Origin of the sequence: Thalassococcus arenae (assembly GCF_019104745.1) — a bacterium.
In the GTDB taxonomy this organism is placed as follows: domain Bacteria; phylum Pseudomonadota; class Alphaproteobacteria; order Rhodobacterales; family Rhodobacteraceae; genus Thalassococcus_B; species Thalassococcus_B arenae.
In genome coordinates this window covers 934,725-948,957 of sequence record NZ_JAHRWL010000002.1, presented here as the reverse complement: position 1 = coordinate 948,957, position 14,233 = coordinate 934,725, and the positions used below count along the sequence as shown (strand labels likewise).

Sequence of the window (14,233 nt, the reverse complement as noted above, 5' to 3'; positions counted from 1 at the left end):
GCGGCGATTTTGTATACCACGGAATACCAAAATCGTCAGCCCGTCTGTCACACACTCTCGCAAAACCTTGATTGGCGAATTCCTGCCGGCTCTTTTAGGTGTAAGCTTCGGCAACCGAAGAGCTTGGAACATGCGTCAGATCGGACAGTGGATATTCGCGTTTTGCGTCGCGGCGGCGGGCCTCGCGCCGGTTGCGGCGAAGGCCCAGGCGAATCCGGTGGTCGTCGAACTGTTTACCTCGCAGGGGTGTTCGTCCTGTCCGCCCGCCGACGAAATCCTTGGGTCGCTGGCCGACCGCGACGATGTCATTCCGCTGGCCCTGCACGTGGATTACTGGGACTATATCGGCTGGAAGGACAGCTTTGCCCAACCCGGGTTCACCAAGCGCCAGAAAGGCTATGCTCAGACCGGCGGGCGGCGGTCGATCTACACGCCGCAAATGGTGATCAACGGGCAGGAAGACGTGGTTGGATCGCACCCGATGAAGGTGGCCGACCTGATCCAGAAACACCGCGAATCGCCGAAGAAGGCCGCGGTCACGCTGGAACGGCGCGGCAACAGCCTGGTGATCCGCGCCAAGGCCAATGGCCAGATCGCGCCCTGCGACATTCATCTTGTGCGCTACAAGCCCAGCGAAAGCGTCAAGATCCGCCGCGGCGAAAACGCCGGCCAGACGCTGGCCTATTCGCATATCGTCAAGGACTGGTCCGTCGTGGGCCGCTGGGATGGCGCGTTGGATTTCGAGACGACCGTGCAGATCAACGGCAGCGACCCGGTCGTCGTGCTGGTGCAGACGCCGCGTTACGGCCCCATCATCGCCGCGGCGCGCTTGCGCTGACGTTTGGCCTGTCGCTTGGGTTTCCAGCGGCGATGCACCCACATCCATTGCGTCGGATCGGCCTTGATCCGGGCCTCGAGCCGGCGGGTCGCCTCGGTCATCATGGCAAGCGGGTCGCCATGCGGTATCGGCGCCTCGAACACCGCATCGAAACCGAAGCGGTCGGCGTGCCGGATGCCGAAGAACGGGATCATCACCGCATCGGTGCGCAGCGCGATATCGGCCGCCGAGGTGAGCGTCGGCGCCGGTTTGCCGAGGAAATCGATCGGCGTGCCCGCGCTGTCGTAAAGGTCGAACAACAGCACCGCCTTGCCGCCCGACTGCAGGTGCTTGATCAGCTGCATCGTGCCGCGGCGGCCCTGTTCGAAGACCGGCGGCGACAGATCATGCATGTTCTGCACATAGTGATCGTGGAAGAACGGGTTGGACATCGGGCGGATCAGGCCGCCGATCGTCTCGCCGCGCGATACCAGCGCGCAGCGCGCGCCTTCGGGTGTGCCGTAGTGGCCGGTCACGAACAACACCGGTCTGCCCTGGGCGCGCGCCTGTTCCAGCGCGGCAAGGCCTTCGCCCGACAGCGTCATGCCGCGCGCGCGGTGCAGGAATTCCGGCACGTCGTAATTCTCGATAAAGGCGCGGGCCAGGTTGTCGACCGCGCCATCGGCGATGCGCTGCCGTTCCGCCGGATCGAGATCGGGCCAGACGTGATCGAGATTGGCAAGCGCCCGCTTGTGCCAGCCGATCAGCGGCGAAACCAGGCGTCGCACGATCCAGCTGACCAACCGCAGCCGCGTGCGGGCGGGCAGGCGCAGGGCAAGCCAGATCAGGGCGCGGATCGCCCAGTCGGCCAACCGGTCCTGCCAGCCGCCATGCGCCCGTTCGGGCTGTTTCGTCTTGGCCAAGGGATGCCCCCGCGACGGTTTTCCCTGTCATAGGGCGCGGCCCGGATGCCCGCAAGGCGCGAGCGTCAGCCGTCTTCGTCGGGTTCGGCGAACTCGATCTCGCCCGCGGTCACCAGATCGCGGATCGCCGCCACCACCTGGCCCATGGCCTTTTCCGCCGCTTTCGTCTTGACCTCGCCCAGGGCCTCGGCCTCTTCCCTCAGGGCGCCCGACAGGCGCTTGGACATGTTCGACAGCAGAAAGTCGGCGGTGCGCGCGTCGGCCTCGGACGTGGCACCGGCCAGGGCGGTCGCCAGCACCTCTTGCGGGACGTCGCGGGTGATCTTGGGCACGTCGATCGCCCTGAGCCGGTCGGGGATGTTGGCGAAGGTAAAGATCGCCTTGCGCACGGCTTCGGCGAAACCGGCATCGTCCTCTTCCAGCTGCGACAGAAGGGTTTCGCGGTCGGCGGTGCTGGCGTAGTTCAGGATCGCCCCCAGCCGTTCGTCGGGGCGCGCCTTGAAGGCCTGGGGCGGTTCGGCGTCCAGCTGCGCGGCGATCGACAAGCCGATCCGGTCCACGGCTTCCGGCGTGACGCCGGTCGTCATCGAGATCGCGTATCCGATCCGGCGCGCCTTTTCCCCCGGCAGCCGCGACAAGACCTGGGCGGCCTTGGCGACGTCGATCTTGGACAGCATGACCGCGGCGACCTCGATGCTTTCCGACTGCACCAGCCGTTCCAGTCTTTCGGGATCCAGCTGGTTGATGCGTTGCCAGGGATCGCCGGTCTGGCGCACGCCGGCCTCCTTGCGCAGGCGCATCGCGGTGCGGCTGCTGATCTTGCCGTCCAGCGCGTTCAGGGCGCCCGCCATGTCGCCGGGAAAGCTGAGCCCGAGCCGTTCCAGTTCGTCGGCGAATTCGCCGACCACGCTGTTCAGCGTGTCGCGGTCGATATAGCGCATCGCCCCCAGCAGGGCCGTCAGTTCGGCCTGCAGGTCATCGGGCAAGACCGACAGCGGGATATCCGCCCCCTCGGTCAGCAGGAATTGCACGATGATCGCCGCCTTGGCCTTGCGGCCGAGCCCGCGCGGTGCGGCGGCGCGGGCCGGGCCGGGCAGGGCGGCGAGCGCATTGGTCTGAGACATCCGAACGCTCCGTCAAGCTTTGCTCAACCGGTAGCGTGCCGAGGTTTCGGGGCGGTTAAGGCGCGAGCCTAATAGCTGTTGCCTCGGCCGGTTTCGATGGCCATTCGCAACGACTGCTCGGCCCATGTTCCCTGACCGCCGCGCATCCGGATTTCCATCAGTTCGGATCGTGCCTGCACGATCTCGCCCGCTTCGACATGGCCCTGACCCTTGTAGGACCGCGCAAGGATGTTGTCGGGATTGGCGACGAGTGCGGCGGCGTACCAGCCCATCGCGGCGCCGATATCGCCGCCCTTGCGCGCGGTGAAGCCGCGGTAGGTCAGCACGCCGTCGGCGCCTTGGTCGTTCATCGCGTCGAGCACGGCGCGCGCCGCGCCCAGATCGCCGGCATAGGCGTATTGGCGGACGGCATCCAGCCGTTCGCCGTCGTCCAGCCGGCTGTCGACGGCGTCCACGCAGGTCCGTGTCGCGGCATCCATCACCTGGCCGTCCTTGCATTCGGGGGCCCTGGGCGGGGTCGAGATGTCGCCGCCCGCGGCAAAGGCTGCGGCCGGCAGACACAGGAAAAGGGCAGTCAAGGTCGTGATCGGGCGAAACATCGGGCTCTCCGTCATGCAGGGTCGGGCGACAGGTAGCGCAAAAGAAAAAGGCGGCCACCCGGCCGCCTTTCGCGTAGCAGGTGCGGGGGTATCAGCCCGAAAGCACCTTGCAGCTGTTAGTTTCCGAATCGTAGACCATGCCGTCGGCGCATGTCATCGTCTGGGTGGCGTGTTCGCTGCCCGAACAATAGGCCAGCGCCACGGCCGGAGAAAGCGACAGAACGGCCGCTGCGAGAAGGGTCTTGATCTTCATGAACATCTCCCTTTTTGGACAGGCGAAGGGTAGCACGCTTTGACGCTAGGTCAAAAGCGATTGAACGCCCCGGTGCGGATTCGGAATTGCGGTCGGCCGGCCAACAGCGTTTCAGACGCGAGTCAACGATGGGCACAGCCGTGACAGAGATGTTATTCCGTATCACGACCGAAACGGTCGATCCCGAAACCGATCGCCCGGCCGCCGACAGGCTGATCGCCGGCACGCCCGTGTTCACGACATGGAACGTCGAGGAACGCGACGGCCTTTACTGCGGAACCTGGCGGTCCACGCCGGGCAAGTGGACGATCCGGTACGACGAATGGGAATACTGCCGCATTCTCGACGGGTATTCCATCATCACCGAAGACGGCGGTGAAGCGCTGCATGTCCGGGCCGGCGATGGCTTTGTCCTTCGGCCCGGCTTTGTCGGCACCTGGGAGGTCGTGGAGACGACGACCAAGGAATACGTCATCCGCCTGTGAGGATGTGCGCGGGGCATCCCGCGCACCGCCGGTCATTGCGCGCCGAACACCCGGGCAAAGATCGTGTCGACATGCTTGGTGTGGTAGCCGAGATCGAATTTTTCGTTGATTTCGGCTTCGCTCAACGCGGCGCGCACGTCCTTGTCGGCCAGCAATTCCTCGCGGAAATCGCGGCCTTCTTCCCAGACCTTCATCGCGTTGCGCTGCACCAGGCGGTAGGCGTCCTCGCGGCTGACGCCGGCCTGGGTCAGGGCCAGCAGAACCCGCTGTGACATGACCAGCCCGCGGAACTTGTTCATGTTGGCCAGCATGTTGTCAGGATAGATCACCAGTTTCTCGATCACGCCGGCCAGGCGGTGCAGCGCGAAATCCAGCGTCACCGTCGCATCCGGCCCGATGCCGCGTTCCACCGAGCTGTGCGAGATGTCGCGTTCGTGCCAAAGCGCGACGTTCTCCATCGCCGGAACGACCGTCATGCGCACCAGCCGCGCCAGTCCGGTCAGGTTCTCGGTCAGCACCGGGTTGCGCTTGTGCGGCATCGCGCTGGACCCTTTCTGCCCGGCCGAGAAGAACTCCTCGGCCTCCAGCACTTCGGTGCGCTGCATGTGGCGGATTTCCACGGCGATATTCTCGATGCTGCTGGCGATCACGCCCAGCGTGGCGAAGAACATCGCGTGGCGGTCGCGCGGGATGACCTGGGTGCTGATCGGCTCGGGGCGCAGGCCCATCTTGGCGCAGACATGCTCTTCGACCGCGGGGTCGATATTGGCAAAGGTGCCCACGGCGCCGGAGATCGCGCCTGTCGCCACCTCCCACCGGGCCTTTTCCAGCCGGTTCTTGTTGCGGTCCATCTCGGCATAGAAGCGGGCAAAGGTCAGCCCCATCGTCGTGGGTTCGGCATGGATGCCGTGGCTGCGGCCGATGCGGACCGTGTCCTTGTGTTCGTAGGCGCGGGTCTTCAGCGCGGCCAGCACCCGATCCATGCCCGCCAGCAGCAGATCGGCGGCGCGCACCAGCTGCACGTTCAGCGTGGTGTCCAGCACATCGGAACTGGTCATGCCCTGGTGGACGAAACGCGCCTCGTCATTGCCGATGATCTCGGCGAGATGGGTCAGAAAGGCGATGACATCGTGCTTGGTCACCGCCTCGATCTCGTCGATGCGGGCGACATCGAATTCGACATCGCGGGCCTTCCAGACCGCGTCGGCATTGGCCTGCGGGATCACCCCCAGCCGGGCCTGCGCGTCGCAGGCATGCGCCTCGATCTCGTACCAGATGCGGAATTTCGTTTCCGGCGACCAGATGGCGACCATGTCGGGGCGGGAATAGCGGGGGATCATGCGGGTGACACCTGTATTTGCAAACGCGGTTGGTCGCGGCGGTCATAGACCGGCTTGTCCGGGCTCACAAGGCCGCCACCGCCGTGACACGGCGGCGCATCGGCATCCGCGGGGCGGTGTCGTGCGAAACAATCGAAGCATACCACGAGAATTGTTCCCATCTTTCCTTGGCCATGCCGCATTCGTGCCGCATTCGCCCCGCAGGCTTGCGGCCAACCGAGACAGGCAAGCCGGAGACGAAAATGGCAGAGGCAGCAGTCAACGCAGGCAGCGCGGAGGCAGGCACCATCGTTGCCCGCGATCACGCGAAATGGGAAAAGAAGGGCCAGCCCAACAAGGCCGAGCTTCTGGTCTATGCGGCGCGGAAATCGGGGCGCAACCCGATCGGCCTGGGCATCGAGATGTCCAAGGCGCGGCGCGGCCGCGCCAAGATCCAGTTCGACGAATACGTGAAGTTCGGCCTTTACGACAAGGCCCGCTTCACCGACGACGAGCGGGCGCAATTCGTCGGCGCCGCCGTGCAGAACCAGGTCATCCACAAGACCAACGACCTGTGGTGGTTCGCCCTGACCGAGGACAAGTGGCTGAGCCACCTGCACCTGACCCGCGACGGCCTGCCGGTGCCCGACACCGTCGCCATCGTGGATACCGGCGCCCGACGCTATGCCGACGGCACCGTGCTGCGCAGCGCCGACGACCTGCGCGGCTTTCTCAAGACCGCGGGATTTCCGCTGTTCGGCAAGCACAATCGCGGCCTGATGAGCGTCGGCGTTTTCATCATCGAGAATGCCGATGACGACATGGTCTATCTGCGCGAACAGGGCGGCATGACCTATCACAAGTTCCTCGAACACATCATCGGCTCGGACGCCTTCCTGCTGCAGCGGCTGGTGCGCAATTGCGGGTTCATCCGCCAGTTCACCGAAGCCGCCGCGACGATCCGCATGGTCAACTTCCTCAAGGAGGACGGGCTTTGGGTCAGCCATGCCGTGCTCAAGCTGCCTTCGGGCGGCAACCTGGCCGACAATTTCTGGCGCCCGGGCAACCTGCTGTGCAACATCGATCCCGAAACCGGCAAGGTCCTGCGCCTGGTGGGCACGGACGGGCCGGGCCTGAAGGAACTGGAAGCCCATCCGTCGGTCGATGCCGCGCTGCTGGGCGAGACGCTGCCCCACTGGGACCGCCTGCTGGAGGTCAACGCGCAGGTCGCGTCGTTGCACACCCCGCTGAAATACCAAAGCACCGACATCTGCATCACCGATGACGGCCCCGTCATCGTCGAGGTGAATGCCGGGTCATCCTTCAGCCTGCCGCAATATGCCAGTGGGCAGGGTTTTCTGACCCCCGAAATCCGCAAGATCTTTCGCGATTGGGGCGCGGACATGATCTGGGCCTGAACCGACAGGAACGAACCGCAGGGCAGGCGGCGGCGCAGCGATGCGCCGCCGTTTCCGTCTTGCGTCCGCGTTGCCAGGGCGCGCCGCAGCGGATAGACCGGGTGGCTGATGGTGGGGATCGGGCAATGGAGCTGAGCGACTTTCTGGGGACATGGACGCTGAGCCGCGATCTGGACCATGCCGATGGCACCCGGGCGCGGTTCGACGGTCGCGCGGTCTGGACCGCGCAGGAAGACGGCGCGCTCTATGTCGAAACCGGCACCCTGACCCTTGCCATGGGCGGGGCCTTTGCCGCCGAGCGTCGCTATCTCTGGGACGCCGATCTGGGCGTCTGGTTCGACGACGGTCGGTTCTTTCACACGGTGCCGCGCGGCGGCGGGACGGCCCGACACTGGTGCGACCCCGACCAGTACGACGTTGCCTATGATTTCGCCACCTGGCCCGACTGGACAGCGGTCTGGACCGTGAAAGGTCCGCGCAAGGACTACCGCAGTACCACGCGATACCGCCGCACCCCGGACCCCCGAAGCGGATAAGGCGCGGAAAACGCGCGCTTTTTCCGCGCGGTATACCATCGCATCCGCGTAACCGCATGAAAATAAACGCTTTCTTTACATTGCTGCAAATGCAGCTATGGTCGGCGCGACCTTGAGGAACCGCCATGCCGCCGATTCAGGACCACCCGCTGCGCTACAAGCTTGCCAACGAGCTGCACGCCCGGCCGTTTCCATCTCTGACCGCTCCGTGCCGGGCGGTCTATCTTGCCGTCAAGCAGCCGCGCGGCGCGGCGGCGCGCGACCGGACGCAGGACCTGGCGCACCTGACCGCGCTGCTGGACCGGTACGGCGCCAACCACCCGCAGCCGGGCGCAACGCATTTTTCCTGCCGGATCGGTCAGAACACGCTGAAATGGGAACAGCATACCGAGTTCGTGACCTACACCGTTTTCCTGAGCGGATTGGGCGATCGTGCCTTCGATCCGTCGGATTTCGACGTCTTCCCCGAGGATTGGCTGGCCGAGGCGCCGGGCGTGCGGATGACTTCGGCGCTGATCCGCGTGTTGGAGCGCTCGGCCGACGCCGAGATCGCCCGCGCCATCGCGGATTGGTTCGTGCCCGAAAGCGTCGCGGTCAGCTCGGTTCTGGACAGCGACGCGGTGGTCGCGGGCGATTTCCGCATCGACCCGGCCGGGCATCTGCGCTTTGGCGTCTTCACCGCGCCGGGCATCGGCGAGCGTCGGGTCGGACGGATCGTTCAGCGGCTTTGCGAGATCGAGACCTACAAGACCATGTCGATGCTGGGCTTCACCCGGGTCCGCGAGATCGCCGCCCGGATGGGCGAGATCGACACCGAACTGACCGAATTGATGGAGGCGATGACGCAGGGGCGCGGTTCGCCGGACGAAACGCTGAACGCGCTCTTGTCGGTCTCGGCGGAACTGGAGGCGCTGTCGGCGCAGACCGCGTTCCGGTTCGGCGCGACCTTCGCCTACGAGGCCATCGTCGGTCAACGCATCGAGGTTCTGCGCGAAGCGCGCTTTCAGGGCCGTCAGACCTTTGCCGAGTTCATGATGCGGCGATACGATCCGGCCATGCGCACCGTGAAAAGCGCGCAGGGCCGGATGGACAGCATGGCCGCGCGGGCGGTGCGGGCGGGCGACTTGCTGCGCACCCGGGTCGAGGTCGAACGGTCGGCCCAGAACCAGAAGCTGCTGGCCAGCATGGATAAACGGGCCGACATGCAGCTGCGCCTGCAGAAGACGGTCGAGGGGCTTTCGGTCGTGGCGATCAGCTATTACGCGGTGTCGCTGGCAGGCTACCTGCTTTACCCGGTCGCCGAGGCGGTGGGTGTCAGCCGCGGCTGGCTGCTGGCGGCCGTGACGCTGCCGGTCGTTCTGCTGGTCTGGGGCATGATCCGGCGCATTCGGACGGCAGTCGAGAAGGGCGGGCCGGATCTGTGATCTGAGGTGATCCTGATGTGCGCCTGCGGCGCGCTCTTTCTGTGCGGGGAGCAGGCCCCCCGCACCCCCCGGCGAGGCGCTGCCTCGCGCTCCGGGATACTTCCGAACCAGAGAAGCCGTTATTCCGCCGGGTGGGCAACCAGATGGCTGTTGCGGCGCAAGGCCGCGTTGGTTCCCAAGGCACCGGCGGCGATGGCGGCCAGCGCCAACAGCGCGGCGACCGACAGGGTCGGGATACCGGCGAGGCCCGCGCCGACGGTGCAGCCGCCCGCCAGCACGCCGCCCACGCCCATAAGGACGGCACCGGTGGCATAGCGGCCGGTCTGGGCCGGGGTCTCGAAGCTCTGCCAGGCCAGACGGCGGGCCGTGGCCGCGGACAGGAAGCTGCCCAGGAGCACGCCGCCGACGAGGCCGGTACCGAACCCGGCCGGGATCGAGGTCGAGGCGATGGTCCAGAACAGCGTGTCGGCCCAGGGGCTGGTAAAGCTGAGGCTTTCCATGGCGACCGGGTCGAAATCGTCGTAGAGCACGAAGCCCGTGCCGACCCATCCCAGCGGCACCAATGCACCAATCAGGGCGGCCAGGACGAGGGTCGTCGGGCGGTTGCCGGAACGAAAGGCAAAGGCCAGTGCCGCGGTGACCAGAAGCGCCGACCAGACCAGCGCACCGCCGGGCAGGGCGGCAAGGCTGACGGTGTCACCCGGCGGCAGCGTGACGCCACCCAGCGTGGTGCGGATGGGCGCCAGAACGCCCTTGAGCGTGGCATGGGCGGCGATGGCGAACAGCACCAGCACGGTCAGGGCGCGCAGGTTGCCGGTGGCGCCCAACACCGTCAGTCGCGACACGCAACCGCGGGTCAACACCATTCCCGCGCCGAACAGCAGGCCGCCGATGACAATCGCCGCAAGCGGCAGATCCGCGGCAAGGAACCGATGGTCGCCGAAAGCGATCAGCCCGGCCGATACCGCGGCCTGGGTGCCCAGCAACGCGACCGCGAGCGCGGTCAGCCAGACACCCATCGCCTGGCGGCGATCTTCGCCCACCAGGCCGCGGCGGAAACAGAATTTCGTGCGTTCCGCCAGAACGCCGAACGCCACGCCCAGCAGCGCGCCCAGGATGACCACGGCCTGTGGGGCGGTCAGGGTTTCAAAGCCAAGATCTTCGAACATGTCAGCCTCCGCAATCGGAACGATGTTCCAGATGGCGCGGAAAACATGTCCGGGCAAGGCTTGTTAGATGTCGCAGACCTCGCGCGTCTGGAACATTATTCCGGTTTCCCGGCCGATATCGGGCCGGGGGTTCCGCAACCGGCGTGCCGCCGATGCGCTGTTCCGGTCTGGACCGGGCGAGGCGGGTTGGTGTCCTTTTTTCTCAGCGGCCGCGGATTCGCGGGTCGAGCGCATCGCGCAGGCCGTCGCCGAGGAAGTTCACGCTGAGCACGGTCAGCGAGATGGCGATACCCGGCAGCAGCACGCGTTCGGGGTATTCCTCCATGCGGACAACGGCGTCGGCCAGCATCTTGCCCCATGTCGGAAAGTCCGAGGGGAAGCCGACACCGAGGAAGGACAGCGCTGATTCCGTGATGATCGCCGTGGCGAGACCGAGCGCGGCAGAGACCAGGATTGGCGACAGAACGTTGGGCAACAGGTGCCGACCGATGATGCCCATCGGCGTCGTCCCGATCGAACGCGCCGCCAGCACGAATTCGCGTTCCTTGATCGCCAGGATGTCGCCGCGCACGATACGTGCCGTGGGCATCCACGAGGTGATGGCGATGACCGTGACGATCAGGATGAACATGCCGCCTTCGGGGCCGAAATTCGACCGCAGCGGTTGTCGGAACAACGTCACCGCCACCAGCAGGAGCGGCAGGATCGGCAGCGACAGGAACAGGTCGGTGAGGCGCATCAACGGGCCGTCGAGCCGTTTGAAATAGCCCGCCGCGACGCCGATCAGCGTGCCGATCACCAGGCTGAGGATCATCGCCGCCCAGCCCACCGCCATCGAGGCGCGCCCGCCCGACAGAAGCTGGGCGAGGTTGTCGCGGCCCAGCTGGTCGGACCCCAGCGGCTTGGCCCAGGAGACCTTGGCCGTGCTGTCCCAGATCGCGGTGTAGATCGGCCGCATGTCCTTGTTGCGGATGTCCAGCTTTTGCGGATCGACCGTCCAGATATAGGGGCCGATCAGCACCGCGAGCGTGATGAGGATCAGGAAGAAGGCGCCGAACATCGCGCCCTTGTGCTTGGTGAACTGGTCCCAGACATCCTTCCACTGCGAGCGGGGCGGCTTGGACGGTTCCTTGTCCTTCAGCGCCTCGATGGCGGAGATCGGCGTCGTGTCAGTCATAGCGGATCCTCGGGTCGAGCAGGCCGTAGAGGATGTCTGCGATCAGGTTGAACAGCACGATGAGGAAGGCGAAGATGAAGGTCAGCGTCATCACCATCGGCAGGTCATTGGCGAACAGCGCGGTGATCAGCAACTGGCCGATGCCGTTCACCTTGAACACGTTCTCGGTGATGATGGCGCCGCCGAAGATGGACGGCAGGCCGAGCGCGATCACGGTGACCACCGGGATCATCGAATTGCGCAGCACGTGGATCAGCACGACCGACGCTTCGCTGAGCCCCTTTGCGCGGGCGGTGCGGACGTAATCCTGGTTGAGGTTGTCCAGCATCGACGCGCGCATGTAGCGCGACAGCTGGGCGGTGATCTGCAGCGCCAGAACCATCACCGGCATGATCATCTGTTGCAACTGAACCTTGAAGCTGGCCCAGTCGTTGACCACGTGCGTGGTGTCGTAGATCGAGGGGAACCACCCCAGCTGGACGGAAAAGATCACGATCAGCAGCGGGCCGGTGAAGAAGGGCGGGATCGAGAAGCCGATCATCGTGACGAAGGTGCCCGCCTGGTCGAAGACCGAATACTGCCTGTAGGCCGAGTAGATGCCGATCGGCAGCGCGATCAGCACCGCGACGATATAGGCGATGCCGACAACCCACAGCGTCTGCGGGATGCGCTGGATCACGATGTCCATCACCGGCGACCGGGTTTGCCAGGACAGGACGCGCAGTTCGCCCTGATAGAGCTGGGTATCCGGAAGCCAGCCGAACAGCGCGCTTTCGCGGGTCAGCCAGTCGATAAAGACCTTGGGCTCGGTCCAGCAGACCTGCACCAGCCATTTCCAGTATTGCACCAGTGGCGGTTCACCCAGACCAAGCGCCTGGCGCATCTTTTCCTTGACGTCCGGGGGAACGGTCAGCGGCACCTGTGCCATCGGGTCGCCCGGGGCCAGTTGCAGCAGCATGAACACGACGAAGCTGATGAACAGCAGCGTCGGGATCGACAGGATCAGCCTTCGGACAGCGAATTGCAGCATTCAGGTGCCTCGGTTCCGGCTCGGGGTGTCGGGCGGGGCGCACCCCGCCCGACATGGGGTCGTGGCGAAGGGCGGGGGGGCACCCCGCCGCTAGCCTCAGTTCGACTTGACGCGGTGCCAGTCGGCGACGTTCCACAGCTCGCTGTCCCAGACGTTCAGGACAACACCGCCCAGGCTGCTTGCATGAGCCGAGATGCGGCCGCGATGCACCAGCGGGATCAGTGCGCCCTGGTCGGTCGCCATCGCGCTCAGTTCGCGGCCGATGCGCTGGCGTTCGGCCATGTCGGCTGTATTGGACAGCTCGGCATGCAGCGCGTCGTATTCCGGCATGCAGAAGCGGCTGATGTTTTCACCCTGCCACTGGCTTTCCGGCTTGGGTGCCTTGTCGCAGAGCATGTTGCCCAGATAGGCCTGCGGATCGGTGCCGTTGAAGGTGTTGGCATACATCTGCACGTCGGCATAGAACTTCTGGAAGGTGTCGGGCGAACCCGGATCCCCGCCAAAGAAGACCGACGCATCGACGTTGCGCAGTTCGACTTCAAAGCCGATCTGCTCCCACCAATCCTTGATCAGCGCCTGGAAGTCCTGGCGCACGGCGTTGGTCGAGGTCTGGTAAAGCACCGACAGCCTCACGCCGTCCTTTTCGCGCACGCCGTCACCGTCGCTGTCGACATAGCCGGCGGCTTCGAGCATGGCCTTGGCGCCTTCGATGTCCTGCGTCTCGCAGCCTTCGAAGGTCGAGGCGAAGGCCTCGGGTGCCGGCACCCAGGAACAGCCGACCTTGCCGGCATCGCCATAGCCCACCTCGACCAGCAGCGGCCGGTCGATGGCCATCGACATCGCCTTGTAGACCGCCGGGTCGCGCAGGAACGGATGCGGATGCATCGCGGTCGAGCGTTCGCCTTCGGGCAGGTCGGGCGAGGGGTTGGTGTTGTTCAGGTGAATGCGCTCGAGCAGCGGGCCGAAGCCGGCCACCGGAACACCCTTGCCGCCTGCCTGCATCTTGGCGATCACGTCGGGCGCCAGCTGCAGGTTCCAGGCATAGTCGAATTCGCCGGTTTCCATCACCGCGGTGCCCGCAGACGCCGCATCGCCGCCGCCCTTGAAGGTGACTTTGGCGAAGGCCGGCTTGGCCGGGTCGCGGTAGTTGGGGTTGGCCGACATGGTGATCACGTCGTTCGGCTTGAATTCGTCGACCACGAAGGGGCCGGTGCCGATCGGGCCGAAGTTCTGTTCGGTGCAGGACGGTGCCGCGGCGCCCAGGCAGTTGGCGAATTGCGCGGCCTGCAGGATCGGGCTTTCACCGCCGACGAACGGACCATAGGGGTTCGGGGTCGGGCTGGCGAAAGTCACGACGACGGTCAGGTCGTCCGGCGTGTCGACGCTGGTGACGCCTTCGAACTTGGTCACCTGCGCGCAACCGCCTTCGGGGTGGGTGCAGTACTCATAGGTGAACTTGACATCGGCCGAGGTGAAAGGCGTGCCGTCCGACCACACCAGGCCCGGGGTGATCTTCCAGGTGATCGTGGTCAGGTCCTCGGACACTCCGCCATTGGCCACGGTCGGGATCTCGTCCACCAGCCATGGAACCAGCTCGCCCTTTTCGTTGTAGCGCGCCAGCGGTTCGATGATCATCGACGACGATTCGACGTCCTTGGTCCCGCCCGACAGGAACGGGTTCAGGATCGACGGCGCTTGCCAATAGATGATCTTGACCTCGCCATCCGCGCCGCGTTCGGCGAAGGCGGCGGGGGCCAGTGCCACGGCGGCGGCAGCCCCGAGCATCAGGGATTTGAGTTTCATTATCCTCTCCTTGTTGGACATCTGCATTGCGCAGATCGTGGGTTTGGCGGGTTTGGCTGCCGGATCGGTTCGAGCCGATGAAACGTAACGGTCAAGGTGCCGAAACGGCCAGCGAGCATCCCCACTCTGCACCCATCGAAACAGAACCCGCGGAAA

Annotated in this window: 14 protein-coding genes; 5 read left to right on the top strand and 9 right to left on the bottom strand. The window is 65.5% G+C overall.

Features of this window, described 5'->3' with window-relative positions; all coding sequences use genetic code 11:
- The first annotated feature begins 130 nt into the window (after positions 1-130).
- Positions 131-838: a DUF1223 domain-containing protein gene (locus KUH32_RS15960; RefSeq protein WP_217779587.1), complete on the top strand. Its 708-nt coding sequence runs from the start codon at positions 131-133 to the stop codon at positions 836-838.
- On the opposite strand, the gene KUH32_RS15955 is transcribed toward KUH32_RS15960, so the two are convergent.
- The 4 genes from KUH32_RS15955 to KUH32_RS15940 form a co-directional block, all read right to left on the bottom strand.
- On the bottom strand, positions 802-1,740 hold the full coding sequence (locus KUH32_RS15955; protein WP_217779586.1) for a lysophospholipid acyltransferase family protein: 939 nt from the start codon (positions 1,738-1,740) through the stop codon (positions 802-804). The two genes, KUH32_RS15960 and KUH32_RS15955, sit on opposite strands and share 37 nt — an antisense overlap.
- Positions 1,741-1,805: 65 nt before the next feature.
- Positions 1,806-2,864 carry a flagellar motor switch protein FliG gene (locus KUH32_RS15950; RefSeq protein WP_217779585.1) on the bottom strand — a complete coding sequence of 353 codons (1,059 nt, stop codon included), beginning with the start codon at positions 2,862-2,864 and terminating at the stop codon, positions 1,806-1,808.
- A 68-nt stretch (positions 2,865-2,932) separates the two neighbouring features.
- Positions 2,933-3,463, bottom strand: a complete 531-nt coding sequence (locus tag KUH32_RS15945) for a hypothetical protein (protein WP_217779584.1) — start codon at positions 3,461-3,463, stop codon at positions 2,933-2,935.
- Positions 3,464-3,554: 91 nt separating this feature from the next.
- Positions 3,555-3,716 (bottom strand): adenylosuccinate lyase, encoded by a 162-nt coding sequence (locus KUH32_RS15940; protein WP_217779583.1) that lies wholly within the window; start codon positions 3,714-3,716, stop codon positions 3,555-3,557.
- A gap of 149 nt (positions 3,717-3,865) precedes the next feature.
- Between KUH32_RS15940 and KUH32_RS15935 the strand changes: the two genes are divergently transcribed.
- Positions 3,866-4,201 (top strand): cupin domain-containing protein, encoded by a 336-nt coding sequence (locus KUH32_RS15935; RefSeq protein ID WP_254899255.1) that lies wholly within the window; start codon positions 3,866-3,868, stop codon positions 4,199-4,201.
- A gap of 32 nt (positions 4,202-4,233) precedes the next feature.
- On the opposite strand, the gene purB is transcribed toward KUH32_RS15935, so the two are convergent.
- On the bottom strand, positions 4,234-5,541 hold the full coding sequence (gene purB / locus KUH32_RS15930) for an adenylosuccinate lyase (RefSeq protein ID WP_217779581.1): 1,308 nt from the start codon (positions 5,539-5,541) through the stop codon (positions 4,234-4,236).
- A 242-nt stretch (positions 5,542-5,783) separates the two neighbouring features.
- Here purB and KUH32_RS15925 point away from each other — a divergent pair, with 242 nt between their 5' ends.
- The 3 genes from KUH32_RS15925 to KUH32_RS15915 all read left to right on the top strand — a co-directional run bounded on the left by KUH32_RS15925 (position 5,784) and on the right by KUH32_RS15915 (position 8,898).
- Positions 5,784-6,938 (top strand): sugar-transfer associated ATP-grasp domain-containing protein, encoded by a 1,155-nt coding sequence (locus KUH32_RS15925; RefSeq protein ID WP_217779580.1) that lies wholly within the window; start codon positions 5,784-5,786, stop codon positions 6,936-6,938.
- A 125-nt stretch (positions 6,939-7,063) separates the two neighbouring features.
- Entirely contained in the window at positions 7,064-7,474 is a 411-nt protein-coding gene (locus KUH32_RS15920; protein WP_217779579.1) for a DUF6314 family protein, read from the top strand.
- 125 nt (positions 7,475-7,599) lie between these two features.
- Positions 7,600-8,898, top strand: coding sequence for a DUF3422 family protein (locus KUH32_RS15915; protein ID WP_217779578.1), 1,299 nt, complete (start codon positions 7,600-7,602; stop codon positions 8,896-8,898).
- A 119-nt stretch (positions 8,899-9,017) separates the two neighbouring features.
- On the opposite strand, the gene KUH32_RS15910 is transcribed toward KUH32_RS15915, so the two are convergent.
- From KUH32_RS15910 to KUH32_RS15895, 4 genes are all read right to left on the bottom strand, one after another.
- Complete coding sequence (locus KUH32_RS15910; RefSeq protein WP_217779577.1) at positions 9,018-10,067, bottom strand: YeeE/YedE family protein; 1,050 nt, start codon at positions 10,065-10,067, stop codon at positions 9,018-9,020.
- A 202-nt stretch (positions 10,068-10,269) separates the two neighbouring features.
- On the bottom strand, positions 10,270-11,244 hold the full coding sequence (locus KUH32_RS15905) for an ABC transporter permease (RefSeq protein ID WP_217779576.1): 975 nt from the start codon (positions 11,242-11,244) through the stop codon (positions 10,270-10,272).
- Positions 11,237-12,274 carry an ABC transporter permease gene (locus KUH32_RS15900; protein WP_217779575.1) on the bottom strand — a complete coding sequence of 346 codons (1,038 nt, stop codon included), beginning with the start codon at positions 12,272-12,274 and terminating at the stop codon, positions 11,237-11,239. The genes KUH32_RS15905 and KUH32_RS15900 overlap by 8 nt, the downstream gene beginning before the upstream one ends.
- A 96-nt stretch (positions 12,275-12,370) precedes the next feature.
- On the bottom strand, positions 12,371-14,077 hold the full coding sequence (locus tag KUH32_RS15895) for a peptide ABC transporter substrate-binding protein (RefSeq protein WP_217779574.1): 1,707 nt from the start codon (positions 14,075-14,077) through the stop codon (positions 12,371-12,373).
- Between the last annotated feature and the right edge of the window lie 156 nt (positions 14,078-14,233).